This is a genomic window from Pedobacter gandavensis (assembly GCF_032678465.1).
In the GTDB taxonomy this organism is placed as follows: Bacteria; Bacteroidota; Bacteroidia; order Sphingobacteriales; family Sphingobacteriaceae; genus Pedobacter; species Pedobacter gandavensis_B.
Genome location: NZ_JAVTSK010000003.1, coordinates 381,036 through 405,597 on the forward strand (window position 1 = coordinate 381,036; position 24,562 = coordinate 405,597).

The 24,562-nt window shown below is 39.7% G+C and carries 20 protein-coding genes and 1 other RNA gene; 17 read left to right on the forward strand and 4 right to left on the reverse strand.

Going from position 1 to position 24,562, the window contains the following annotated elements:
* Nucleotides 1–49 precede the first annotated feature (49 nt).
* The 8 genes from R2Q94_RS07740 (at nucleotide 50) to R2Q94_RS07775 (ending at nucleotide 8,398) form a co-directional block, all read left to right on the forward strand.
* Nucleotides 50–700, forward strand: coding sequence for a hypothetical protein (locus tag R2Q94_RS07740; protein ID WP_316820876.1), 651 nt, complete (start codon nucleotides 50–52; stop codon nucleotides 698–700).
* A 127-nt stretch (nucleotides 701–827) separates the two neighbouring features.
* Nucleotides 828–1,151 (forward strand): DUF6686 family protein, encoded by a 324-nt coding sequence (locus tag R2Q94_RS07745; protein ID WP_316820877.1) that lies wholly within the window; start codon nucleotides 828–830, stop codon nucleotides 1,149–1,151.
* Nucleotides 1,152–1,229: 78 nt separating this feature from the next.
* Nucleotides 1,230–2,231, forward strand: a complete 1,002-nt coding sequence (locus tag R2Q94_RS07750; RefSeq protein WP_316820878.1) for an AraC family transcriptional regulator — start codon at nucleotides 1,230–1,232, stop codon at nucleotides 2,229–2,231.
* A gap of 235 nt (nucleotides 2,232–2,466) precedes the next feature.
* Nucleotides 2,467–3,930: an Asp-tRNA(Asn)/Glu-tRNA(Gln) amidotransferase subunit GatB gene (gene gatB, locus R2Q94_RS07755; RefSeq protein ID WP_316820879.1), complete on the forward strand. Its 1,464-nt coding sequence runs from the start codon at nucleotides 2,467–2,469 to the stop codon at nucleotides 3,928–3,930.
* A 10-nt stretch (nucleotides 3,931–3,940) separates the two neighbouring features.
* Nucleotides 3,941–5,047 carry a TlpA disulfide reductase family protein gene (locus R2Q94_RS07760; RefSeq protein ID WP_316820880.1) on the forward strand — a complete coding sequence of 369 codons (1,107 nt, stop codon included), beginning with the start codon at nucleotides 3,941–3,943 and terminating at the stop codon, nucleotides 5,045–5,047.
* 105 nt (nucleotides 5,048–5,152) lie between these two features.
* Nucleotides 5,153–5,842 (forward strand): response regulator transcription factor, encoded by a 690-nt coding sequence (locus R2Q94_RS07765; protein ID WP_316820881.1) that lies wholly within the window; start codon nucleotides 5,153–5,155, stop codon nucleotides 5,840–5,842.
* A 29-nt stretch (nucleotides 5,843–5,871) separates the two neighbouring features.
* The gene (locus R2Q94_RS07770; protein ID WP_316820882.1) at nucleotides 5,872–6,594 is read left to right on the forward strand and encodes an RluA family pseudouridine synthase; all 723 of its coding nucleotides are present in this window, start codon (nucleotides 5,872–5,874) and stop codon (nucleotides 6,592–6,594) included.
* Between the two features lie 10 nt (nucleotides 6,595–6,604).
* Nucleotides 6,605–8,398 (forward strand): chloride channel protein, encoded by a 1,794-nt coding sequence (locus R2Q94_RS07775; protein ID WP_410478530.1) that lies wholly within the window; start codon nucleotides 6,605–6,607, stop codon nucleotides 8,396–8,398.
* A gap of 65 nt (nucleotides 8,399–8,463) precedes the next feature.
* Here the strand turns inward: R2Q94_RS07775 and R2Q94_RS07780 are convergent, their stop codons facing one another.
* Nucleotides 8,464–9,870, reverse strand: coding sequence for a sigma-54 dependent transcriptional regulator (locus R2Q94_RS07780; protein ID WP_316820884.1), 1,407 nt, complete (start codon nucleotides 9,868–9,870; stop codon nucleotides 8,464–8,466).
* A 170-nt stretch (nucleotides 9,871–10,040) separates the two neighbouring features.
* Nucleotides 10,041–10,415, reverse strand: an RNA gene (rnpB, locus tag R2Q94_RS07785) — RNase P RNA component class A.
* A gap of 1,092 nt (nucleotides 10,416–11,507) precedes the next feature.
* Here rnpB and R2Q94_RS07790 point away from each other — a divergent pair.
* Genes R2Q94_RS07790 through R2Q94_RS07805 form a run of 4 tightly spaced genes read left to right on the forward strand, consistent with a single transcriptional unit; the run spans nucleotide 11,508 to nucleotide 17,955 of the window.
* Nucleotides 11,508–12,278 (forward strand): hypothetical protein, encoded by a 771-nt coding sequence (locus R2Q94_RS07790; protein ID WP_316820885.1) that lies wholly within the window; start codon nucleotides 11,508–11,510, stop codon nucleotides 12,276–12,278.
* Between the two features lie 8 nt (nucleotides 12,279–12,286).
* Nucleotides 12,287–15,052, forward strand: a complete 2,766-nt coding sequence (locus tag R2Q94_RS07795) for a TonB-dependent receptor (protein ID WP_316820886.1) — start codon at nucleotides 12,287–12,289, stop codon at nucleotides 15,050–15,052.
* A 4-nt stretch (nucleotides 15,053–15,056) separates the two neighbouring features.
* On the forward strand, nucleotides 15,057–16,208 hold the full coding sequence (locus tag R2Q94_RS07800) for a DUF4249 domain-containing protein (protein WP_316820887.1): 1,152 nt from the start codon (nucleotides 15,057–15,059) through the stop codon (nucleotides 16,206–16,208).
* Nucleotides 16,209–16,230: 22 nt separating this feature from the next.
* On the forward strand, nucleotides 16,231–17,955 hold the full coding sequence (locus R2Q94_RS07805; protein ID WP_316820888.1) for a hypothetical protein: 1,725 nt from the start codon (nucleotides 16,231–16,233) through the stop codon (nucleotides 17,953–17,955).
* An 86-nt stretch (nucleotides 17,956–18,041) separates the two neighbouring features.
* Here the strand turns inward: R2Q94_RS07805 and R2Q94_RS07810 are convergent, their stop codons facing one another.
* Together R2Q94_RS07810 and R2Q94_RS07815 are read right to left on the reverse strand one after the other, a co-directional pair.
* Nucleotides 18,042–18,467: a cytochrome c gene (locus tag R2Q94_RS07810; protein WP_316820889.1), complete on the reverse strand. Its 426-nt coding sequence runs from the start codon at nucleotides 18,465–18,467 to the stop codon at nucleotides 18,042–18,044.
* 2 nt (nucleotides 18,468–18,469) lie between these two features.
* Nucleotides 18,470–19,123 carry an SCO family protein gene (locus tag R2Q94_RS07815; RefSeq protein WP_316820890.1) on the reverse strand — a complete coding sequence of 218 codons (654 nt, stop codon included), beginning with the start codon at nucleotides 19,121–19,123 and terminating at the stop codon, nucleotides 18,470–18,472.
* Nucleotides 19,124–19,318: 195 nt separating this feature from the next.
* Here R2Q94_RS07815 and R2Q94_RS07820 point away from each other — a divergent pair, with 195 nt between their 5' ends.
* The 5 genes from R2Q94_RS07820 (at nucleotide 19,319) to kdpA (ending at nucleotide 24,529) form a co-directional block, all read left to right on the forward strand.
* Nucleotides 19,319–19,936, forward strand: a complete 618-nt coding sequence (locus tag R2Q94_RS07820; RefSeq protein WP_316820891.1) for a GNAT family N-acetyltransferase — start codon at nucleotides 19,319–19,321, stop codon at nucleotides 19,934–19,936.
* 26 nt (nucleotides 19,937–19,962) lie between these two features.
* Entirely contained in the window at nucleotides 19,963–21,114 is a 1,152-nt protein-coding gene (locus tag R2Q94_RS07825; RefSeq protein WP_316820892.1) for a M20/M25/M40 family metallo-hydrolase, read from the forward strand.
* Between the two features lie 10 nt (nucleotides 21,115–21,124).
* A complete protein-coding gene (locus tag R2Q94_RS07830; protein WP_316820893.1) occupies nucleotides 21,125–22,456 on the forward strand; it encodes a sigma-54 dependent transcriptional regulator in 1,332 nt (443 codons plus the stop codon).
* A 267-nt stretch (nucleotides 22,457–22,723) separates the two neighbouring features.
* Nucleotides 22,724–22,801, forward strand: coding sequence for a potassium-transporting ATPase subunit F (locus R2Q94_RS07835; RefSeq protein WP_082035969.1), 78 nt, complete (start codon nucleotides 22,724–22,726; stop codon nucleotides 22,799–22,801).
* A gap of 9 nt (nucleotides 22,802–22,810) precedes the next feature.
* On the forward strand, nucleotides 22,811–24,529 hold the full coding sequence (gene kdpA, locus R2Q94_RS07840) for a potassium-transporting ATPase subunit KdpA (RefSeq protein WP_316820894.1): 1,719 nt from the start codon (nucleotides 22,811–22,813) through the stop codon (nucleotides 24,527–24,529).
* Nucleotides 24,530–24,562: the final 33 nt, after the last annotated feature.

Consider the following 24,562-nt stretch of genomic DNA (forward strand, 5'->3'; position numbering starts at 1 on the left):
TGGCAGCGCTTTGTTTTTAACTCATCGATTTTATCAAATTAAATTTAAGATGCCTGAATATAAGTTTACGAGATCTTCAGTAATGTCCTGCACTTTGGGTGTATTGGTATTGTTTCTAGCTTCCCTTTCTGCCTGTAAAAAGGAATACACCGATTTTCCTTACCATGATATCGAACATTTTGAAGTCAGCATAGACGGAAAAAGTAACATCGATGGCGTGCTTAAAGGAGATAGCATCATCATGTATTGGCCTCCTTTTATGGATATGCCGGATTCAATTACGCCGCGGATCAGGGTGTCTGAACGTGCCAGTATTGTTCCAGCTTCCGGGCAGAAAGTTGCTTTTTCTGATGCTACCCGATATACGGTAACTGCTCAGGATGGCCAGGCAAAAACCTATCATTTGAAAAGAGTGAATAATCAGCCATTGTTGGATTTTGAGCTGGCAAGGACGATGGTTCGTGGAGCATTATTCCTACTTAGAGGGAATTATTTTGTAGCCGATACGGCAAAAACAAGGGTCTACCTGATTGATAAAGATAAAAAGGAAATCAGAATTGATCCGGTAACTACATTGACCATCGCAAATTTCAATGCCAGAGTACCGGCTGCAAATGTAATTGATACTGGAAGTTATTTTATTAAAATGATCAGTGGTTCCAGAATGAAAATTAATGGGCCATATAAAATTGCACGTTAAGGGGAATGCAGACTGTGTTTTAGGCCCTTAAGTGATGATGGTAATTCCGAAGGAATTGCCCACTGGCGGCAGATGGAATACGGCTGTGCTGAAAAGAAATTAAATTTGAAATTAAATATAGAATAGGATGTGCAAAACGAGAGTGTTGAGTACCAAAGGAGACACAGTGATCAGTAGCTGTGTAGGATGTAAAATGTATTATCTGTGGCATAATAATTTGTTGTTGAATTTCAGTGTTGATGCTTTTCAGGCATTTAGAGGAGTCGTATTTAGCCTTCCTTTTCAAAAGAATAGTCTGCCATTTCCAGATGATGTGGAGCGGATCATTCTACATACACCGAACGACGACATCTGTTTTGCTTTTTGCTATGAAGAATTTGAAAATTTTAAGCAGGCCATTGATGAATCGATCTATATGAACGAGGTCTATCAGCTCATGAGTAAAACCTAAAACAGCAAACCTGTTCCATTAAATAAGCGGAATCCAATAGCTACATTGGAAAAAGCGAAGGAATATATACTAAAAAGAATGAAAATTAAATCAAAGATAGAGGGCTCTGAAGACTGGTTGTTCATCGAAGAAATTCCTGAAATGTACATAGCCAATACGCCACTTTCAGAAAAGAACATCAACATTAAAATGCCTTCTGTCAATAAACTGATCAATTATCAATTGAGTTCAGGAGGCTTATTTCTGGTACATTCTACCATGCAGTTTAATGAGAATGTGAAGGTCTTGTCAGAAGTAGAAGGGGAAACCATCACCTCGCAATTTATCTTTTATGGCGCTACTCCGGCCTCATCGGAAAAAGGCCTTTCCAAAAACAGCAGGAGGATGGGTAGCAGGCATAACATTCGCTACATTCCCTCTTTGAAAGGAAAATATCCGATGCTTCCTGGTGTGGAATATAAGTATTTTTTACTGGTGCTTTCCAAAGCCTATTATTTTCATTTGATTGATCAACATTCTTTACTGCATACCGATTTTGTAAAAGAGATCCTCAAAGGAAAATTCACCTCATTTGTTGCGAAAGACCTATCCGTAACCCCTGAAATGAGAAGGCTGATCAACGACATTTGCGAATGTAAACGTTCCGGAGAGTTGAAAAGAATGCATACCGAAGCGAAGATTCTGGAGCTGCTGATGCTACAACTGGAGCAAATGCAGTCCGGATTGGAAGTGGAAAGATACCAGATCAAACCTGATGATTTAAAGAAAATTGAACATGCCAGAGAGGTGCTGGATTCCGGTTACCGTTATCCACCAACCATCATAGAGTTATCAAAAATCACCACCTTAAATGAGTTTAAACTGAAGCGTGCTTTTAAAGAGTATTTTGGCATCACTATTTATGGCTATGTGACCCGCCTGCGGATGGAAGAAGCAAAAAGACTCATTCTGGAAGAGAAAATGAGCATCGGACAAGTCGCAACAGCAGTAGGTTTTAATCATCAAAGTCACCTGACAGACGCTTTTAAACGCTATTTTGGCATGTTGCCTTCAGAGGTAAATGTGGGTATCGATTCCTAAATCGATGCCCTTCAATTGAGCTGATCGGGCAATTCTTCCTCCTCATCTTAAAGCCATAGGATGCTTCTTTAAATTTGGATGGAGTAATGGGTAAATGCAATGATTTCGGACAAGAGCGGCATTAAAGTTCTTCTGCTCTGTATAATTCTGGATGGAAACTACCCAGTTAATGCGCAATTCCGTTATATTTGTCTATCTAATACATCGAAAATCAAGTTTTAATCATTGCCGATAAATGAGTACGAATACAGCAGTTTCTCCATCAGAATTTGAATTGGTATCTGGTTTAGAAATCCACGTACAGTTAAATACGAAATCAAAAATTTTCTCCTCAGATAGTGCTTCTTTCGGGGCTAAACCCAATGAACACATTTCTGCGGTATCTCTTGCCTTACCCGGCGCTTTGCCGAAACTCAATAAAGAAGTTGTTGCCAAAGCCGTTAGAATGGGATTGGCACTCAATTGTACCATCAACGAACTGAATTACTTTGACCGCAAGAATTATTTCTATGCGGATCTTCCTAAAGGATACCAGATCACTCAGGATAATAAGCCGATTTGTCAGAATGGTTTCCTGAATGTGACTTTAGCGAATGGCGAAGAGAAAAGAATAGGCATCAACAGAATCCACCTGGAAGAAGATGCAGGAAAGAGTTTACACGATCAGAACGATCGCTTTTCTTTTGTAGACCTGAACAGGGCGGGGGTTCCATTAATAGAAATTGTGACTGAACCGGATATCCGTTCTGCGGAAGAAGCTGCTGCATTATTGCTGGAAATCAGGAAACTGGTGCGCCATCTTGATGTGAGTGATGGAAATATGGAAGAGGGTAGCTTGCGTTGCGATGCAAATATCTCCATCCGTAAATTTGGTACGACTGAATTCGGTACACGTTGTGAAGTAAAAAACTTAAACTCTGTTCGTAACGTACGCAGGGCGATGGATTTTGAATTCAACCGTCAGCAGGAAGTAATTTCTGCAGGAGGTAAAATCATTCAAAGCACCTTGAATTTTGATGCTGATCAGGGCACCACAGCCCCGATGAGGACTAAAGAAGAAGCCAATGATTACCGCTATTTCCCTGATCCTGACCTTTCACCGATACACATCTCTGCAGAATGGCTGGCGCAAATTAAATTGGAAATGCCGGCATTACCTGCAGCCATCTCTAAGCAATTAGTTGCCGATTTTGGCGTTAATGCTTCCGAAGCTGCTATGCTCTCCGAAGATCGAGACTTACTGAGCTATTTTAATGAGGCTTTAGCCACTGTTAATGTGAAGAAAAGTCTGGTGAATTGGTTAACGGGATCTATCAGAGCCTTATTAAGCGAACAGGAGATCAGCATTGCTGATTTTAAGCTGAAACCTGTACAACTGGCCGAAATGATCAACCTTGTGGATGATAAAAAGATTACTCAGCAGATTGCTTTACAGCAATTGCTTCCTGAATTGATTGCGCATCCGGAAGCAGAAGCGATGGCAACCGCTGTATCTTTAAATCTCTTGATTGTAGAGAACAGCGATGAACTGTCTGGCTTTGTAGATCAGGTTTTGGCTAAATTTGATGCCCAGGTACAAGCCTATAAGAAAGGGAAGAAGGGCGTACTCGGTCTGTTTGTTGGTGAAGTCATGAAGCTTGCCAAAGGAAAAGCAGATGCGCAGAAAGTAAACGAACTATTACAAGAAAAACTAAAGTAAAAGAACACAAATGAAGAAACTCGGATATCTGTTATTGATCTGTTTTGCATTTACTGCATGTAAAGATAAGAGTAAGTTCACCATCACCGGAGAATTTAAAAACGCAACGCCTCAAAGTAAAGTTTACTTATATGGCTTACAAAAGGAAAATGCATTGCCTTTGGATTCAACGGTGTTTTCAGAAAAAGGAGAGTTTAAATTCTCACACAGCACACCAGGTGTAGATTTCTTTAAAATCGCTGCCGGTAATAGCGAATACATGATCATTGCAAAAAATGGCGACGACATAAAAATCGCTGCTGATTTACAGGATAAGAATTTAGGATATACCATTTCTGGTGCAACAGAAGCCGATAAATTGCAGGAATTGAATACGGTTAAAAACCAGTATATGCAGAAACTATCGGCAATCCAGTCGCAATTTGAGGAAGCTGTAGCCGGTCAATCTGATAAAAGAGAAGCGATGATGGAGCAATTCAAGCCTAAATATATGGAAGAAATCAATGGCCTGAACAAAGCAGTATTGAAATTTGCTCAGGAAAACAGCAATTCATTGGCTGGTTTCTATGCCATCAACCTATTAAATCCAGCAGAGTATGAGCAGGAAATGGTAGCCTATGCAGATAAAATCAAGAGTAATTTCAATGATAACCCTTCGGTAACGGAGTTTATCACAAAAATGTCTAAGCTTAAATCATTATCAGTAGGTCAGCAGGCACCAGATTTTACCATTGCCGGTATTGATGGTAAACCAGTGAAATTGTCAGATTTTAAAGGTAAATATGTATTGATCGATTTCTGGGCTTCCTGGTGCAGACCTTGTCGCGAGGAGAATCCAAACCTGGTAAAAGCTTACCAGACTTTCAAAGATAAGAACTTTACCGTCCTTGGAATTTCTTTGGATAAAGATGCTGCGGCATGGAAAAATGCAATTGCTGCGGATCATTTAACATGGACTCATGCTGGTGAATTGAAAGATTTTGATGGCCCTGTAGTGAGAATGTACGAGATCGAAGCGATCCCAAGTTCCTTTTTATTAGACCCTAACGGAAAAATATTAGCAAAGAACTTACGTGGGGAAGAACTGGATGCTTTCTTAAATAAAACCTTAAAATAATCATAAATCCGTGTTAACACACTGGAGTTACTTAACAATTTGTTAACTTGGGTTTAACGGTATATTATAATTGATTACTTAATTTCGTAACAAATATTTAAAGCTATGAGCACCGTAAAACAGAAGATACTAATTGTGGATGATGAACCTGATATCCTTGAATTGATCGAGTACAACTTGAAAAAAGAAGGATATCAGGTTTTTTTGGCTAGCAATGGCCAGGAGGGGATTACGGTAGCAAAGAAGGTTCATCCTGATTTGATCATCCTTGACATCATGATGCCCAAAATGGACGGGATAGAGGCTTGCAGGTTAATGCGTGCCATTCCAGAGTTTAAAAATACCTTCATGGTATTCCTGACTGCCAGAAGTGAAGAGTACTCAGAAATTGCTGGTTTTAATGTAGGTGCGGATGATTATATCGCGAAACCAATTAAACCACGTGCATTGGTGAGTCGAATTAATGCCATATTAAGAAGAAATTCGAGTGCAGATGAAGTTTCTGATAATAAAGTAGAAATTGGAGATCTGGTGATCGACAGAGAAGCTTATCTGGTTTATCAAAACGGACAGAAAGTAATTCTTGCCAAAAAAGAATTTGAATTGTTGTACTTATTGGCCTCTAAACCAGGAAAAGTATACACCAGAGAGTCTATCCTTAAAAACATCTGGGAAGATTCAGTAGTGGTGACCAACCGTACAATTGATGTGCATATCCGTAAACTTCGTGAGAAATTAGGCGAGACTTATGTCGCAACTGTGAAGGGTGTAGGCTATAAATTCGAACTTTCTTAGTATTTTTGTACAGTATTAAATTCACTGTATTGAAATATCCTTCTTTTAAAGATCTTATTCTATTCGAAAACGATGATTATATCGTTGTAAATAAACCTCCATTTGTAGCCTCGCTGGATGAGCGTGGCGGATCAGGGGAGGTCAATATATTACGTTTGGCAAAGCAGTATTCTGCTGATGCACAGGTATGTCATCGTTTAGATAAAGAAACTTCAGGTGCGATTATCATCGCAAAAACTCCAGATGCCTATCGCAATGTAGCGATACAATTTGAAAAGCGTAAAATAAACAAGGTGTACCATGCTGTGGTAGACGGACAGTTTACTTTTAACGAGCTATTTATCGACCTTCCTATCCTTAACGACGGGAATAAGAGCGTTACCATCGATAGAAAAGAAGGTAAACGTGCAGAAACTATTTTTAATACCCTTAAAAATTACCGTCATTATACCCTGGTAGAATGTAAGCCAATCACTGGCCGCATGCACCAGATCAGGATTCACCTGGCTACACAACGCGCCGCAATTGCTGGTGATGATATGTACCGTGGAAAACCGGTGTTTTTATCGGCCATCAAAAAAGGTTATCGCATTGCAAAAGATGATGAGGAGCTTCCGATTATGAAACGTTTTGCTTTACATGCCAGACATTTGGTATTTAAAGGACTGGACGGTACAGATATCGTAATTGAAGCACCATATCCTAAGGATTTTGCAACCCTGATTAAATTACTTGATAAATTTGACGCTTAGAGGCTAAGATATGTATGTACGGATGGTAAATTATGTAGACAGAATTAACCAATACCGGAAGAGTAAAATCTCGAACAGGAATTTCCTTGTGATTGCAGCATTGATTGTTGGCGTGCTCGCAGGACTTGCAGCATCCTTACTGAAAGCGATTACACACCATATTGAGGAATTTCTACAGACAGGTTTCCATTGGGAATACAAGTATTACCTTTTCTTCTTTTTTCCCTTTATCGGGATTTTATTGTCGGTCCTATACGTCCGGCGTTTCATTAGAAGAGGGAAATTTGAAACCGGATTGACCCCATTGCTGTACACCATCTCCAGAAAATCAAGCAAGGTAGAACCTCATAATATTTATTCCCAGATCATCACAGCCGCCTTAACGGTAGGCTTTGGTGGTTCTACGGGGCTCGAAGCGCCTATTGTAACCAGTGGTGCAGGGATCGGATCTGTAGTAGGCCGTTTCCTGGGCTTGTCTTACAAGGAAACGACTATGCTTTTGGCTTGTGGAGCCGCTGCGGGGATCGCAGGCGCATTTAATAGTCCGATTGCAGGAATTGTGTTTGCGGTAGAAATTCTGCTCCCTGAATTCAGCATTCCTGCCTTTATTCCCTTGTTGCTGGCTTCAGCTACAGCAGCTGTGGTAGCAAGATTGTTTTATAATGAACAACTGTTCTTCCTGGTTACCGAAGGCTGGAAAATGGATGCACTGATCTATTATGTGATCCTTGCGGTGTTTATAGGCTTTTTCTCCATTTATTTTACCAAGGCAAGTACTTTTATAAAAGGTGCTTTTTATCAGATCAAACATCCTTATAAAAAGGTTGTTTTGGGTGGTTTAATGCTAGGTTTACTCGTGTTTCTATTCCCTACATTATATGGAGAGGGCTATATCACCATCAAAAACCTATTGGGTGGAAATTACTTTACCATCATTAACAATAGTATTTTCTCTGGTTACAGTCACCTGCCCTGGCTCGTGCTGGTCTTTACCATTGCCACACTTTTTGCTAAATCCGCCGCAACACTGATCACTTTAAGTGCTGGTGGGAATGGAGGTATCTTTGCACCCAGCTTAATCATGGGTGGATTGATGGGCTTTATGCTGGCTTTTACCATAAATACTTTGGGTATTGCACACCTCAATGTGGCCAATTTTATTGTGGCAGGGATGGCTGGCTCTTTAAGTGCCATCATGCATGCGCCGCTGACCGGAATTTTCCTGATTGCAGAAATCACCGGAGGCTATGTATTAATGGTTCCTCTAATGATTGTTTCTGCGATTTCTTACCTGATCAACCGCAGTAAAAATAAATACTCTATTTATACCAAGCCATTGGCAGAAAAAGGGGAGTTGTTGTCTTATGAAGACAAGGATTCTACGGTTTTGAATATGATGAAATTGAGGTATCTGGTAGAAAAGGATTACCTGGTATTATATCAGGACGATTTGATTGTTGACCGTTTAACAGAGATTTTGCAATCCAAAAGGAGCGTATTTCCGGTAGTAGCGGAGGAAGACCATAGTTTTAAAGGTTTGATCTATCTGGAGGAGCTGCTGAAGAAAGGGATCAACCATGTGGATCACCTGGAAGTGAGGGCTAACGATTTAATCGAGGAGGCTCCGGATAAAGTTCATATCAATGATTCGATGAGGATTGTGATGCAGAAAATGGAGAAAGAAAACGTATGGGCTTTACCGGTTTTGACGGAAGAAGACCGTTATCTTGGCTTTGTCTCTAAAACCACGATATTTAATAAATACCGAAAACTACTGGCCAGACAGGCAGATTATATGGAATAAGAAAAAGCCAGCTCTCTATTACAGAAGCTGGCTTTTTACGGTAACTGATTCTTTTATTTTAACGTTTATTCAGCGGTTCTTTTTAGTCCGAATTTCTCAATCTTACTGTAAAGGTGACTACGTTGAATGTCAATATCGTCGGCTGTCTTCGATACATTCCAGTTGTTTTTCTCTAGTTTGAACTTGATGAATTCTTTTTCAGCATGGTCTTTATAATCCTGGAAATTACTAAAGCTATCGTAATTCTGACTCAGGTTGCGGCCTGCATGCTGACTTGCGGAACTAGGATTTGCAGCACCAATATTTGTACCACCTCCAGGATTGGCAAAGGCAGCCACATCATGTTCTGTAATGGCTTTATCACTCAGGATGATCAAACGTTCAATCATGTTGTGTAATTCCCGTACATTTCCAGTCCATGGTAAAGCCTGTAAGGCCAGCATAGCGGCGTCCCCGATCTTTTTAACCGGCATGCCATATTCTTTGCAGATTTCTTCAAGGAACTGCTGTGCGATCTCAGGAATGTCTTCTACGCGTTCGGTTAAATGAGGAACGTGGATATTGATCACGTTTAAACGGTGGTATAAATCCATACGGAAATTGCCATCTTCGATTTCTTTTAAAAGATCTTTATTGGTTGCAGCCAGTACCCTAACGTTTACTTCCAATTCTTTTTCGCCACCTACGCGACTGATTTTATGTTCTTGTAGGGCACGCAATACTTTAGCCTGAGCAGAAAGGCTCATATCACCAATCTCATCCAGGAATAAAGTTCCGCCATTGGCCAGTTCAAATTTACCAATACGTTGTTTTACAGCCGAGGTAAAAGAACCTTTCTCATGTCCGAATAGTTCACTCTCGATCAGTTCGGATGGGATGGCCGCGCAGTTGACCTCTATTAAAGGACTGTCTGCACGATTGGATTTTTCATGTAACCAACGAGCCACGAGCTCTTTACCACTACCATTGGCACCAGTAATCAATACCCTGGCATCCGTAGGCGCAACACGTTCAATCGTTTCTTTGATTTTTCCGATGCTCTCAGAACTACCCAATATATCTCTTGTCTTGCTGGCTTTTCTCTTCAATACCTTGGTTTCAGTCACCAAAGTACCTCTGTCCAGCGCATTTCTTACGGTAATTAATAGCCTGTTTAAATCTGGTGGTTTAGAGATAAAGTCGAAGGCTCCTTTTTTACTGGCTTCAATTGCAGTTTCCACAGTTCCATGACCAGATATCATAATAAAAGGAAGATCAGGACTATAGGCTTGTGCTTGTTCCAGCACTTCCATTCCGTCCATCTTATTCATTTTAATGTCGCATAAAACCAGGTCAAATTTCTTTTTCTTAATCAGGTCTAATCCATCAACACCATTATCAATATCTTCTACATCGTAATTTTCATATTCTAGGATTTCACGAAGTGTGCTCCTTATTGCGCGTTCATCATCAATTATTAATAATTTTGCCATAGGTATTGCTCATCATTTTTATTAGGAATACGAATATATTATTTTCATTTGAATAAAATTGCTTTTAGCACTTTTGATAACCTGCTTCACTAATCTGTTACCAAATGAAAAAATCTTGAAATCAAGGCTAAACCCTGTTTATATGCTTTTCAAAGCGTTGATATTTAACAAAAAAATGCAAGCCTATAAGCCGGGTTCTGTAAACTGATTGCTCAGTCCTTCTACCATTAATCCAGTATAAATGTCGCCATTTATCTCTAACGACCTACCCACTAACATCGGACGAGCAGCCCTACATGCGTTAGCCTATTTGGTCTTTCAACTCCCGGGGTTTACCAGCAATCCGGTTGCCCGGAATACTCGTGAGCTCTTACCTCACGTTTTCAACCTTACCTGTGCTTAAAAGCCATCGGCGGTATGTTTTCTGCGGCACTTTCCATAACTCAGGTATTCATTCCTAAGCCTCTTCCCGTTAGGAAGCGGGATGCTCTGTGTTGCCCGGACTTTCCTCTCCGATAAATCGCAGCGATAGAACAGCTTGCATTTTTTGTGCTGCAAAGATATAAAAAAAAGGCGCTTTTTTGCTATAAGGGAAGTCCTTTAGCAGTTTTGAAGACCGCTCATCACTCCGTCTGTCGGAATTGTAAGCAGCAGTTTTTTTATCCTATCGGCGTAAAAGTATTCCAGGACCATTTTTTTATAAGGTGGTTTCCTACCAATGCGTAGCAATCTTTGTTTTATTTTTTTTAATAAATAAGAAGTAAAAGAAAATAATATGAAATTTTTATTTCTGGTGTTTTTTTGATGTTTCTATTATTTTTAGCTAATTAGTGTCTCTTTGTCGTTTATCAAATAAAAATCCTAAAGGATTTTACATCCGCTATTCACTTTACTTTCCCCGGATATAATCCGCTATTTGTTTTGCTCCTGTTTTGCTATTCTTATGCAATTATATTGCTCATCTTTTGCTCAAGCAAAAGATGAGCAATATAATTGCAAGTGTAACCGGGAAAAAAACAGGAGTAATTAGTTGTGTAGACTGGTTTAATCAGAAGTTAATCATTTTGTGAATTTTTTATTTCTCATATTTTTGTTTTTTTGAGAATAATATAGATATTCGATCAGGCAGTTCCTTAATGATTTTGATTCAACTGTTCCTTCATTTAATATCATTCCAATTTCTTTTTCTTTTCAGCGCTAAATAAAATTACAATATCATCTATTGTTATCCCTTTCGTTTTGGCCCGGCCGTTCAGCTTTCCGCCAAATAGAAAATTTGTTTTATTCCTCAGTGTTTTATTGAACTATAGCTACTGATTTTAAGCTGAAATGTGCTTCGTAAAATCTTGTTAAAAATTGGTCTGAAATTGAATAAAACAGATAAAACTCAGCTGTTTAAAAATAGCTGAAAACAGTTAAAAATAGTCCAAGATCATCTATTAAACTCTATAAAAGGTTGAGAATACTGTGTTCGAAAATCTTGTCAAAAATTGTTCATAAAATGAACAAAAAGGATAAAAATAGACAAAGCGTTCGGGGCTCCGTAAGTATTAATTTCAATTAACTATTATTCATAAGTACCTATTGATGTTGCATTTTTTGCGATGGATTTGGTGCGTCCTAAAAACCTGTCTACCATGATTAAAGAACAGTTTAATCCATTGCCGGCAAAATTAAAACCCAATGATGAATCTACTGGAAAAAGCACATTTTCTCGTAAAACCGTAGGGTTAAACCTGCTGCTGTTACTGATAATGACCCATGTGGCATTTCCTCAGAATAGCCTGCAAGATGAAGTATACAAACAGTATAAAGAACGGACTAATCCTTCCTTGTACAATGGTATAGCTTATCCCAGTTACCTCGATGAAAACATTTATCATAATAAACATGCCTTTTTAAGGGATTCACTCTTTAAAGCAGGAACCCTGGTTTATAGTGGCAGATTCTACAAAGATGTAGCCCTAAAATACGACATCATTCTTGATGAAGTGGTCATTTTACACCAGTTTCTGGAATCTGAAGTTGTATTGAGAAGATCTGAAGTCAGTGAATTCTCTATTGGCGATGATCATTTCATCAACATTCCGGAAGGAAAAAATATACCACCTGGTTATTATGAAATAGTGCTGAAGGGTAAAACCAAGGTACTCCGTAAGCATAAAAAAACTTACAGATATTCTATACCTTATCTCGGCAGTACCCAAAATGTGATTGATGAGTATGATCCTAAATATTACATCGAAAACAACAGGCAATTTAACCTCGTTAAAAATGAAAAATCTTTGTATGATATCTTCCCTGACAAGAAAAAGGAACTAAAAGATTTTATACAGAAAAATGATTTGCTCATCAAAGAATCACCAGGCACATCACTCCGCCTTGTTGCAGAATTTATAGACAAATAAATCCAGATATGAAGTATTTATGGACCTTGATGGTCTTTTGCTCTCCTCTCATAGGACTAGCTCAGGAAAAACTATTCAATAAGAAAATTACACTCTCAGTTGATAGCGCAAAAATTAGACAGTTTGTTGATGCCATAGAGCGTCAAAGTAATTGCTTCTTTTACTTTGATGAACAAAAGTTTGATGGTTTAGTGATCACGATGGATGTGAAAGACCAGCCGCTTGAAAAAGTTTTACAGGAGGCTTTCCAAAATAAAGGGGTCTATTATAGTATTGAAGATAACCATGCGATTTATTTGAGCACTGATGCCATTATTTCTTTTGCTGTAGGTGAAAAACCAGTAATTACGGTCACAAAGAAGTACCTGAGTCCAGCTGTAAAGGCAAATGAAAAAAGTCCTCCCGACCCAACGGTCAACCCTTTAATTCATATCAGTTATGAAGAAAATAAAATCTATGATATTGGGATCAAAACAAAGACTTTTGGTACCGGCAATGCAACGGTAGCGGGTTATGTAAGATACCATAAAACCGGGGAAGGAATCAGCGGAGCATCTATCGCTGTAGAAGGTTTTAAAATCCGCGCCATCTCCGATCAATATGGCTACTTCAGCATCACCTTACCAAAGGGAAAACATACCCTTCATCTCAAATATGTTGGGCTCAGTGATACAAAACGACAATTGATGTTGTATGGCGATGGCAAGATGACCATTGTGCTGACAGACTATATTACGGCCCTGAATGTGGTCAATATAGCCAGCGAGAAAACTTCGAATGTTCGTTCTACCCTGATGGGGATGCAAAAAGTAAACATCAAAACTGTAAAGCAGTTGCCTGCTTTATTAGGCGAGCCCGATATTATTCGCGTGATATTAAACCTTCCGGGGGTGACCAGCGTAGGGGAAGGGAGTACGGGACTTAACGTCAGGGGTGGGGCTGTAGATCAAAATCTAGTCCTGTATGATGGCGCAACAATTTACAATCCATCCCATTTCTTTGGTTTCTTTTCTGGATTCAATCCCGATGTGGTTAAAGATGCAGAGCTGTACAAAAGCAGTATTCCTATAAAATATGGTGGCCGTCTCTCTTCCGTATTAGAAGTGGTCACGCGGGAAGGTAACCACAACAAGTTTTCAGGTTCGGGAGGGATAGGCCCATTAAATGCACATCTTACTTTTGAAGGGCCAATTGGAAAAAAAACTACGTTCATCGCTGGTGGTCGTGCCACCTATTCCAACTGGCTGCTTGGTTTACTGGATGATGAAAAATACCAGCGCAGCAAAGGTGGTTTTCAGGATTTAAACCTACGAATCAGTCATGATGCGAATGAAAAAAACAGTATTTATTTTTCCGGCTATTTAAGTGCAGATCGTTTCAGTTTAGATGGAGATTCGCTTTATAAATATGCCAATAAAAATGTGGTTGTTAAATGGAAACGCATTTTCAATAATCGTCTTTTTAGCGTAGTCACAGCCGGATACGATAGCTATAATTTCTCTATGGAAAGTGAAAATGGCAATATAAATGACTTTAAATTTAAGTTTGATGTGAGGCAATATCATGGCAAAGCTGATTTTACCTATGTACCCAATGTAAAACATAAATTTGAGGCTGGTCTTTCTGCCATTTCCTATAAATTACGACCAGGAGATTATTTTGCCATTGGGAAGGGACAAGTACTGACCAATACGGTAGAGCCTGAGCAGGGTTTAGATGCCGCCGTCTATTTAAGTGATACTTATATTATGACACCTGATTTATCCCTGAATGTTGGTGTACGCTTCAATCTATTCCATTATAATGGCCCACAAACCATTTACGAATACCTCCCCGGCGCTCCCAGGAGTACAGTCAGCATCAGCAATACCATTCAAAAAACAGGAACCATCAAATCTTATATAGGCCTGGAACCGCGAGCATCATTAAGATACACTTTATCCTCAAACGCGAGTATCAAAATGGCTTACAATAGAACAAGGCAGAACATCCATATGCTGAGTAACACCACGGCCATTAGTCCGATGGATACCTGGAAACTCAGCGACAATTACCTGCGTCCACAAATCGGCGATCAGTTTGCCCTTGGCTACTATAGAAATTTCAAAGATAATAGTATTGAAACATCTATTGAGGCCTACTATAAGCGTATTCAACATGCCATTACTTATAAGAACGGAGCTGAATTGCTGTTAAATCCACACATCGAAACCGAAATCGCCAATGCCTCTGGCAAAGCATATGGCATTGAGTTTTTAATCAAAAAAACTACGGGGAAATTAACGGGTTGGCTGAGCTATACCTTTTCGAGAACATTCTTAAAAATGGATGATCCATTGGTTCCCTCAGCCGTAAATAATGGAAATTTCTTCCCGGCAGATTACGATAAACCACATGTGGTAAACTTTATCAGCAATTACAAATTGTCACATCGATTTAGTGTCTCTTTAACAACGAATTACAGTACAGGCAGGCCGATTACTTACCCTATAGCCAGGTATTATTATGCAGACGCTTATCGAATGTTATACGCTGACCGAAACACCTACCGCATACCCGATTATTTTAGAACAGACTTTAGTATGAATATCGAAGGCAACCACAAAGTGAAAAAATTATTCCACAGCAGTTTTACAGTTGGCATCTATAATTTAACCGGTCGAAGAAATCCCTACTCCGTCTATTTTGTATCTGAAAACGGGAAAACTAATGGTTATAAATTTTCCATTTTTGGAGCCGCCATTCCTTTTGCTACTTATAACTTTAAATTCTAAAGCCATGAAAAAACATTCATACTATATGATTTCAGCACTGCTATGCAGCCTGTTTTTCTGTCAGTGTAAAGATAAATTCATACCTGAAATAGAATCCCGTAAGGTCAATTACCTGGTGATCGAGGGCACCATTATACCGGGTTTGGGCAATACTACTCATATTATGCTTTCGAGAACACTTCCCCCTGATACAGATGAAAAACTCATCGTAGAAGCAGGCGCCTCTGTTAGTGTAGAGATAGAAAATGGGGCAAGCTTTGCTTTTGTTGAAGATAAACCCGGCAATTATTATGGAAAAGACATTGTGGTGCCTGCAGGTGCTAAATGCAGGCTGAAAATCACTACGAAAAACCAATCGCAATATGCTTCTGCATTTGTCCCGGTGAAGATTTCTCCTCCAATTGACCGTATTGATTATTACATTAAAAATAAAGATGCACAGATATACGTCAATACCCATGATGAAACCAATAATACCAGGTATTACCGTTGGTTGTATGAGGGTACGTATGAGTACAATTCGCAATATACGGCATTTATGAAATTCAATCCGGCCGATTCAACCCTGCTTCCTACTGATGTTCCATATCAGGAAAAAAAGTTACGTTGTTGGCAAAAAGACCTGAACACTAGTATTTTAATTGCCAGTACAGAACAGCTTCGACTGGATGAAGTATTTCAGGCACCTTTAAAAGTCATTCGCGATAATAGTATTGAGTTCGCCATTGGTTATAGCGTGCATTTAAAACAATATGCATTGACTAAAGAAGCCTATTACTATTATTTCAATTTGAGAAAAGTGACAGAACAATTGGGTGGGATTTTTAGTCCTTTACCCACTGAAATAAAGGGTAATATTTTTTGCATCAACAATCCAAATGAGCCCGTAATTGGCTATGTGTCTGCATCAACAGAAAGTATAAAGCGGCAATATATTCCCAGACCTATGGATTGGGGATACATAAATGACTGTGGTAATCCAGATCCCGATTATGATCACTCTAAACTAGGACTTGCACGACTATTTGCATTGGGAAATTTTATTGTTTACATAGAAAATAATCGTAACAAAGGATTTGGGGTGATCAGTAAAAATTGCGTTGAATGTATTACCCGGGGTGGCACAAATGAAAAACCGGTCTATTGGCCACGTTAAATAGTTGATTTAAACTACACTTATGAAAAAGGAACAATTTACAGTCTGGATGTTTCTCCTGATCGTTGCTTACACATACGCGCAACCTTCCGCAGGCGATCGTCTTAAATATAATGAACTGCCTCAATTATCAATTCAGACAGACCGGCTGGTTTATCTCTCTGGTGAAACGATCTGGCTACAGCTGCTTCCAACGCAGTCACCGGGTTCTAGAGCACAGGACCTGAGTAAAATCGTATATGTAGAAATTTTAGATGGCCGGAACAAGCCTGTTTACCAGGAGAAAATTGGCATGAAAAACGGATCTGCAACCGGGTATCTAAAATTACCTGCTGAACTGTCGACGGGTCATTACACCATATGTGCCTATACCAATTGGATGAAAAACTATGGCGAAGATTGCTTTTTTAAAAAGCAAATTGTACTGTTCAACTCATTTCAACCGATCCCTCTTATTTCGGAGGCAGCTTCCCCGATCAGCACAAGACCTATTGTTCAAGCGCAAACCAATACTGCGGGGCTGTCAGTTAAAACCAGCAAAACCGTTTTTAATAAACGGGAAAAGGTTAGCCTGAATCTGGAATCGAAGAATAGCCAATCCGATAATTTCATGGTAACGGTGATCAAAACCGATAAACTTTCTGAATGGGCTGCAAATAAAGTATTTGCAGGAGATCCTCAAAAAAGAATTCCGATGGGAGAGCTCATGGATAGAAATATTAAAGCCTTCCAATTTCCACCGGAAATTAACGGACAGCTCATTAAGGGAAAAGTTTTGAGCAAAGCAGGAGATCCGCTTCCGAACATCCCGGTATTGGTCAGTATACCAGGCAAAAATGTTCGGCTTTATGCCATTGAAAGTGATCAGGATGGGAACCTGGATTTAGAAATTCCCGTGTTAAACGGTAATATGGATTTAATCGTTCAACCCTTACCTAAAGATAGTACGGTAAGAATTGTGATCTATAGTCCATTCTTTGAGCATAAAGTTGCAGATAGCATCATGTCCGATGAGCTAGGCCTTAGTCCGGATTTAATTGCAGAGGTCAGGGAGCGACATAAAACCTTGCAGGTACAGTCGGCTTACCACAGCGATAGCTTAAGTACCGTTTTAAATGCCCCTCCATTGGACAGTACCCAATTTTTCGGAATCCCTGATGAAAAGTTTAACCTTGATGATTACAACCGTTTTACGACTATGGAAGAAGTGTTTAGGGAATATGTGGGCACCATTATCGTTGAAAAACATAAGGATGGACTTCAGCTTCGTGCCCTGAATAAAGGTTTGGTCACGCCACGTTATTCGGATCAGGATCCTCTTATTATGATCGATGGTGTACCGATTTTCAACTTCAACAAATTCTTCAAATTTGATCCCTTTAAGCTTAAAAAAGGTGCTGTAGTAGCGCATACTTACTTTTATAACAACCTTGAAGCCAATGGGATTTTAAGCTTGCAAACTTATAATGGCGACCTGGATGGATACCCGCTTGAACCTTATGTATCAGTGCATTCTTTTAATGGGATACAGCTTCCCCGTACGCCTTTTTCTCCCCAACAAGCCGTTAATAAAAGACTGCCGGATCAAAGGAACCTGATTTATTACGCCCCAAAAGTTTCCCTAAACAAAGGGTTGGCTAGCCTGGATTTTTATACCAGCGATGTACCGGGCAATTACAAAATAGCGATTCAGAATCTAAACGTAGAAAATCCAATGAGTACTACACTGGAAATAAAAGTGGAATAGCGTCAATTAAAAAAGGGCTTAACTTTTCCAATGTAATGGAGAAGTTAAACCCTTTTTAAAATATGGGAAATCAGAAAGGATTTCTATTATTGTTTACACTTTTTCAGGTCTTCATTGGCCTGTTCCAATGGATACATTCCCTGGTTATTTCCAAAAGAGTTGGTGATGTAAACGACGATCTTTGCGATGTCGATATTACCCAGCGTTTGGAAATCTGGCATTTTCTCCTCATACTTTTTACCATGAATGGTAATTGCTTCACTCATCCCATTTTTGATAAAACAGGCCAGCTTATTTCTATTTTCTTTTAGAAACACCGTATCCGTAAGCGGAGGAGCAAGGGCACCTAAGCCTTCACCTTTTGCACCATGACAATTTTGGCAATACTTAATGTAATAATCCCTTCCGCTTACATAATACAGGTCTTTTTGGACCTGATCTGCACTCTGGCAGGAGTAAATCATCATGACTAAAGTGAAGAGAACAGGAATGGTGATCAGTAATCTGCGCATGGTTATTTCTTATCTTCAGCTAGTAAAATAGCAACATCTTTTTTCAACTGTTCAACCTGTTTTTCGTCTGTACCATCATAAGCACCGCGTAGTCGTTTGTTTTTGTCGATCAGCACCAGCCATCCCTGATGGATATAACCATCTCTGTTTGTGCTGTCTTCCATTACGGCAACCAGGTAATCTTTTTCAGCTATTTTGTAAACGCTATCTTTTGATCCGTATACAAACTGCCATTTCGGGCCATCAACACCTAATTTCTGTGCGTATTTTTTTAACACTGAAGGGGTATCATATTTGAAGTCGATGGTATGTGAAAGAAACATCAGCTCTGGATTTTCTTTATAGGCTTCAAAAATGGTTTTCATATTCCGATGCATTGTCGGACAAATGGTTGTACATGAAGTAAAAAAGAAGTCAGCGATATAGATCTTATCCTTAAAAGTATCATTGTTGATCAATACGCTATCCTGGTTTAAGAAACTAAAAGCAGGAATGGTTTTATAAACCGTATCCACACCCATTGAACCGTCTGCATTTTTTACAGATACTGCTTCTCTAGGCCCTAAAATTGGCAGTTTTTTATTTTCCTGACAGGAAGAAACGAAGAGTGCGAGCGCAAATAAAAACGACGAGGGAAGGAGAAATTTTAGTTTCATAACTTTTTAGAATAGAATTTCGGTAAAGGTAACTAAAATGAAATTAACCCTTCCATTTTGGTAAGCTTAACTATTGCCACAACAACGTCATGAAATTAATATTCCCGTGTTAATCAATGATAAAACAGGCTTTCGTTGATTTTAGCCGCTTAGGGCATTTGCTTTGAACAGGGCCTGGATAAAATTAGAACACCAATGGAAAATCCTATGATCTTTGTGCGTATTGCTACCATAAATGATATAAAATACGTAGACGAAATAATTCAGGAAACGGAATCTTCGGCGATTGCCCGGGGATCGGGTATTTCAAAAAGGACGCCAGAATCACTGGCTCAGAAGATGAGAGATGAAAAAGCCGTGATTGCAATCACGAGTAGTGGCGAATGGGTGGGCTTTGCTTATTTTGAAATCTGGGAAAATGAAAAGTTCATTTCTAACTCGGGACTGATTGTGGCGCCTAAATTTAGGAAATCTGGTGTGGCCAGAGCAATTAAAGACCGGATCTTCAGAATTTCAAGAAGAAGATACCCTGAGGCAAAAATATTCAGTATTACCTCCGGAATGGCGATCATGAAGATGAACACCCGGCTGGGCTTTGAGCCGGTCAGCTTCGCGGAAATTACGCATGACCCGAATTTTTGGGAAGGCTGTAAAAGCTGTGTCAATTATGAGGTGCTGGAAGGCAAAAAGAAATGCAACTGCTTGTGTACCGCTATGTTGTTCGATCCGGAGCAGCATCAGCCAGAGGCTGAACATACTTTCTCTACAGCATCTTATCCCCATTATTTTTCTAAAATCAACCCTTCCTTTTAAATCAAATTCCCTAATTATCAAATAAAATGAATAGCCAATCACTTGATCAATCAGGTAGAGAACCTGACTTTAATACCCTTTCCGAAGCCTCGATCGGGTTATTAAAAAAACTAATTGCCAGTCCTTCGTTTAGTGGAGAAGAAAATGATACCGCTGAGCTGATTGAATCTTTCCTTCATCAAAATGGAGTGTTCACATTCCGCAAACGCAATAACATCTGGTGCTACAACAAGTACTTCGATCCTTCAAAACCGACCTTACTATTGAACTCACATCACGATACGGTAAGGCCAACAAAATCCTATCAGTTTAACCCTTTTCTACCTTTTATTCAGGAAGGGAAACTCTATGGATTGGGGAGTAATGATGCCGGTGGTGGTCTGGTTGCACTGATCGCTACTTTCCTGCATTTCTATACATTTGAAAATTTACCTTACAACCTTTGTTTGGCAGCAACGGCAGAAGAAGAGACTTCAGGGGAATATGGACTGAAGAGTGTACTTCCTGAATTACAAAATATCGCTTTTGCCATCATAGCTGAGCCTACACAAATGGAAATGGCTGTTGCTGAGAAAGGATCAATGGTGCTCGATTGTACCAGTTTCGGGAAAGCGGGGCATGCCGCAAGAGAAGAAGGCGATAACGCCATTTATAAGGCATTGCTGGATATTCAATGGTTTTCTGAATTCCTGTTTCCAATCGAAGGCGATTTGCTGAATCCGGTAAAAATGACGGTAACAGAGGTACATGCCGGTTTACAACACAATATTGTACCTGCAGAATGCGATTTTACGGTAGACATTCGCTTTACACATGGCTGGACATGGAGAGAGATTTTAACGACCGTTCAAAACCATACCACATGCCAGATTAAAGTCAGGCCGAATGTCATGAAGCCTTCTTTTATCGATGGTTATCATCCATTAGTGATGGCGGGAAAAGAGATTGGAAAAACCACTTATTGCTCTCCAACCAGTTCCGATCAGGGCTGGTTAGAAGTTCCTTCTTTAAAAATGGGTCCCGGTGATTCGGCCAGATCTCATATGGCCGATGAATACATTTATGTTGAAGAAATCCGGACCGGAATTGAAGATTACATCTGTATGCTGGAAAAATTATTTGGTCAGCATGGCAAGCAGAAAGCCTTAGTTATGTTAGATAATTATTATAATTGTTGAAATTAACGATATGCAAGACACCGTCCTAATCATAGATGACGAGAAAAAAATCTGCAGCCTTCTGGCGAGGATCATAGAGCTGGAAGGATTTAAGGTGTTTCAGGCCAATACCGGAAAGGAGGGCTTGAAAACCCTTGCCATGCAGGATGTGAATGTCGTGATCAGCGATGTGAAACTACCCGATTTCAATGGAGTGGAATTGGTCAAAGAAATCAAAAAGATCAAACCTTATGTAGAAGTGATTAACCTTACCGCGTTTGGAACCATCCAGGATGGGGTAATGGCGATGAGAAATGGTGCTTTTGATTACATCACCAAAGGAGATGATAACGATAAAATTATTCCATTGGTCTATAAAGCCATGGATAAGGTGAAGTTACAGCGGAGGGTGTTTGAGCTGGAAAATAAAATCAGTAAAAAATATAGTTTTAGCAGTATCCTTGGGCAATCGAAAGCCATGAAAGAGGCACTGGATCTGGCGCAAAAGGTAGCGGGTACAGACACCACAGTACTATTACTCGGTGAAACGGGTACGGGAAAAGAAGTTTTTGCACAGGCCATTCATTATGAGAGCCTCAGGAAAAACAAACCTTTTGTGGCCCTTAACTGCAGTGGATTTAATCCTGAGTTATTGGAAAGTGAGCTGTTTGGGTATAAACAGGGTGCATTTACCGGCGCAGGTAAAGATAAAAGAGGTTTACTGGAAGAAGCGCATGAAGGAACCCTGTTCTTAGATGAAATAGGAGAGATGAACCTCGATTTACAGGCTAAACTTTTGAGGGTGCTGGAAAATCAAACTTTCATTAAATTGGGAGACACACAAACCAGTAAAGTCAATGTCCGGATTATTGCAGCCACAAATAGAGATTTGAAAGCCGAAGCAGATGCAGGTAGGTTTAGATTAGATTTGTTTTACCGGCTTTCGGTTTTTTCTATTGAATTACCCAATCTGGCGCAAAGGAAAACAGACATCCTCATGATCGCTAAACATTACCTGAAGGAGTTTGCTGTAAAGCTGAACAAGCCGGACTTCACAATGGAGGATAGTTTTGCTGACTTACTCATGAAGCATGTTTGGAAGGGAAATATCCGGGAATTAAAAAATGTGATGGAAAGGGTCGTCATTCTTGCGGATGGCAATGTGGCTACAGCCAATCTCCTGCCTTATGAATTTCATGCTGAAGTTCAGGAAGAAGATTCTATGAAAATGCAGGTGATGGAAAAACTGCATATCAATAAAGTTTTAAAACATACCAGAGGTAATAAAACGGAAGCCGCCAGGCTACTTGGGATTGGTCTGACCACCCTTTACCGTAAAATGGAAGAATATAAAATCAGTTAAAACCTGAAAAAACCATTTTCATTATGATAAAGAACCCTTCCATTTTGGAAGGGTTTTTTTATGCCTATCATCTGGTTTGAAGTTTTTTAGGTGTATTGATTGTTGATTATCAATTGGTTAAGTGTGCTTTTGGTTTTTTGGTATGTGGATTGGCAATAGGCATATAAATAAATAAAATTATGTTAACAATCGTACTGCTTCTCGCCCTGCTCCTCATGGTCTGGGTATTCTACAAATCTATCGACTGGTTCGAAAAAATCTAAAATTATGATCGCATTATTCATTATCGCAATCGCCGTATTTATCTATATGATTTACGTGCTGATTAAACCCGAAAAATTTTAACCAATTGTTATGAACACTGAATTACTAGGTATTATTGCCACCTATGCCCTGACCTTGCTGATTGGAATACCTTTAGGTATCTATCTGGCAAAGATGTTTGCAGGTGAGAAAGTCTGGACTGACTTTCTAAAACCCCTTGAAAAAGGGATCTATAAATTATCCGGGATTAATCCGGAAGAATCCATGAATTGGAAACAGCATATGAAAGCGCTGTTAATGATCAATATGGTCTGGTTGGTTTATGGTTTTTTTGCACTGATTTATCAGGATAAGTTACCGCTAAACCCGGATGGAAACCTGGGGCAGTCGCCAGATCTTGCTTTTAACAGCATCATTAGTTTTGTGGTGAACTGTAACCTGCAACATTATTCTGGCGAAACCGGAGCCACTTATTTGACCCAGCATTTCGTATTTATGTTCCTGCAATTTGTAAGTGCCGCAACAGGGATTGCTGCTGCAGTAGTCTTATTTAAAGCGTTCAGGGATAAAACCACCACTAATCTTGGCAACTTCTGGGTATTCTTTACCCGCTCTATTACCCGTTTATTGTTACCACTTTCTATTGTTGTGGCAACGATTCTTGCTTTTAATGGAACCACAACCAGTTATGAAGGTAAGGATCAGTTTATATCCCTTCAAGGGGATACGGTAAATGTTTCCCGTGGGCCTGCGGCTGCTTTTATAGCCATTAAACACTTAGGGACAAATGGTGGAGGTTGGTTTGGGGTCAATGCCGCGCATCCATTGGAAAACCCAAACTACCTCAGCAATATGGTAGAAGTGATTTCACAGGTGATTATTCCGATCGCAATGGTTTTCGCTTTCGGTTATTTTATCCGTAGAAAGAAAATGGCTTGGGTGATCTTCGGAATCATGACGCTTGGGATGATGTTATTATTGATTCCAACGGTAATTTCGGAAACTGGAGGAAATCCGAATATCGCAAAACTAGGGATCAGTCAGCTTTCAGGGGCGATGGAAGGAAAGGAAGTCCGGTTTGGACCTACAGCTACCGCTTACTGGAGTACAGTCACCACCATTATTTCTACCGGTTCGGTCAACTCGATGCACGATAGTGCCATGCCTTTAACCGGAATGTATCAATTGATTGCGATGATGATGAACTGTTTTTATGGCGGTTGTGGTGTCGGAATCTTAAACTACTTCATCTTCATCATCATTGCGGTATTCATTTCCGGATTGATGGTGGGTAGAACACCAGAATTCCTCGGACATAAAGTAGAAGCCCGGGAGGTTAAAATTGCTTCCATTATCGCGCTTTTACATCCTTTTATTATCCTGGTTGGTACAGCACTGGCCGCTTATACGGTTACTAATTTTCCTGATGTGGATTGGGTAGTTAAACCAGCCAACTGGTTAAACAACCCAGGTTTCCATGGCTTCTCTGAAATGTTGTATGAGAACACTTCTGCCGCTGCAAATAATGGGTCTGGATTTGAAGGTCTGGGAGACAATAATACCTTCTGGAATTTAATGACAGGTTTTGTATTGTTGCTTGGACGCTTCCTTCCGATCATTGGTCCGGTGGCTATTGCAGGCTTACTGGCGGCTAAGAAATACATCCCTGAATCTGCAGGTACTTTAAAAACAGATACTTTAACCTTTGGTGTGATGACTTTTGTGGTGATTGTGATTATCGCTGCATTAGCCTTTTTCCCTGCACTTACCTTGGGTCCATTAGCTGAACATTTCAGTATGATCAAATAAGTAGCTGTATTAGGTAAACTATAAAAATAGGGT

What these genes read in the sequence shown, in the direction of transcription:
- R2Q94_RS07825 (WP_316820892.1), top strand. Translation starts at nt 19,963, where the DNA reads ATGAATAGCCAATCACTTGATCAATCAGGTAGAGAACCTGACTTTAAT.
- R2Q94_RS07775 (WP_410478530.1), top strand. Translation starts at nt 6,605, where the DNA reads ATGTATGTACGGATGGTAAATTATGTAGACAGAATTAACCAATACCGG.
- R2Q94_RS07795 (WP_316820886.1), top strand. Translation starts at nt 12,287, where the DNA reads ATGAAGTATTTATGGACCTTGATGGTCTTTTGCTCTCCTCTCATAGGA.
- gatB (WP_316820879.1), top strand. Translation starts at nt 2,467, where the DNA reads ATGAGTACGAATACAGCAGTTTCTCCATCAGAATTTGAATTGGTATCT.
- R2Q94_RS07815 (WP_316820890.1), bottom strand. Translation starts at nt 19,123, where the DNA reads ATGAAACTAAAATTTCTCCTTCCCTCGTCGTTTTTATTTGCGCTCGCA.
- kdpA (WP_316820894.1), top strand. Translation starts at nt 22,811, where the DNA reads ATGAACACTGAATTACTAGGTATTATTGCCACCTATGCCCTGACCTTG.
- R2Q94_RS07745 (WP_316820877.1), top strand. Translation starts at nt 828, where the DNA reads ATGTGCAAAACGAGAGTGTTGAGTACCAAAGGAGACACAGTGATCAGT.
- R2Q94_RS07740 (WP_316820876.1), top strand. Translation starts at nt 50, where the DNA reads ATGCCTGAATATAAGTTTACGAGATCTTCAGTAATGTCCTGCACTTTG.
- R2Q94_RS07790 (WP_316820885.1), top strand. Translation starts at nt 11,508, where the DNA reads ATGATTAAAGAACAGTTTAATCCATTGCCGGCAAAATTAAAACCCAAT.
- R2Q94_RS07780 (WP_316820884.1), bottom strand. Translation starts at nt 9,870, where the DNA reads ATGGCAAAATTATTAATAATTGATGATGAACGCGCAATAAGGAGCACA.
- R2Q94_RS07835 (WP_082035969.1), top strand. Translation starts at nt 22,724, where the DNA reads ATGATCGCATTATTCATTATCGCAATCGCCGTATTTATCTATATGATT.
- R2Q94_RS07830 (WP_316820893.1), top strand. Translation starts at nt 21,125, where the DNA reads ATGCAAGACACCGTCCTAATCATAGATGACGAGAAAAAAATCTGCAGC.
- R2Q94_RS07765 (WP_316820881.1), top strand. Translation starts at nt 5,153, where the DNA reads ATGAGCACCGTAAAACAGAAGATACTAATTGTGGATGATGAACCTGAT.
- R2Q94_RS07810 (WP_316820889.1), bottom strand. Translation starts at nt 18,467, where the DNA reads ATGCGCAGATTACTGATCACCATTCCTGTTCTCTTCACTTTAGTCATG.
- R2Q94_RS07805 (WP_316820888.1), top strand. Translation starts at nt 16,231, where the DNA reads ATGAAAAAGGAACAATTTACAGTCTGGATGTTTCTCCTGATCGTTGCT.
- R2Q94_RS07750 (WP_316820878.1), top strand. Translation starts at nt 1,230, where the DNA reads ATGAAAATTAAATCAAAGATAGAGGGCTCTGAAGACTGGTTGTTCATC.
- R2Q94_RS07760 (WP_316820880.1), top strand. Translation starts at nt 3,941, where the DNA reads ATGAAGAAACTCGGATATCTGTTATTGATCTGTTTTGCATTTACTGCA.
- R2Q94_RS07800 (WP_316820887.1), top strand. Translation starts at nt 15,057, where the DNA reads ATGAAAAAACATTCATACTATATGATTTCAGCACTGCTATGCAGCCTG.
- R2Q94_RS07820 (WP_316820891.1), top strand. Translation starts at nt 19,319, where the DNA reads ATGGAAAATCCTATGATCTTTGTGCGTATTGCTACCATAAATGATATA.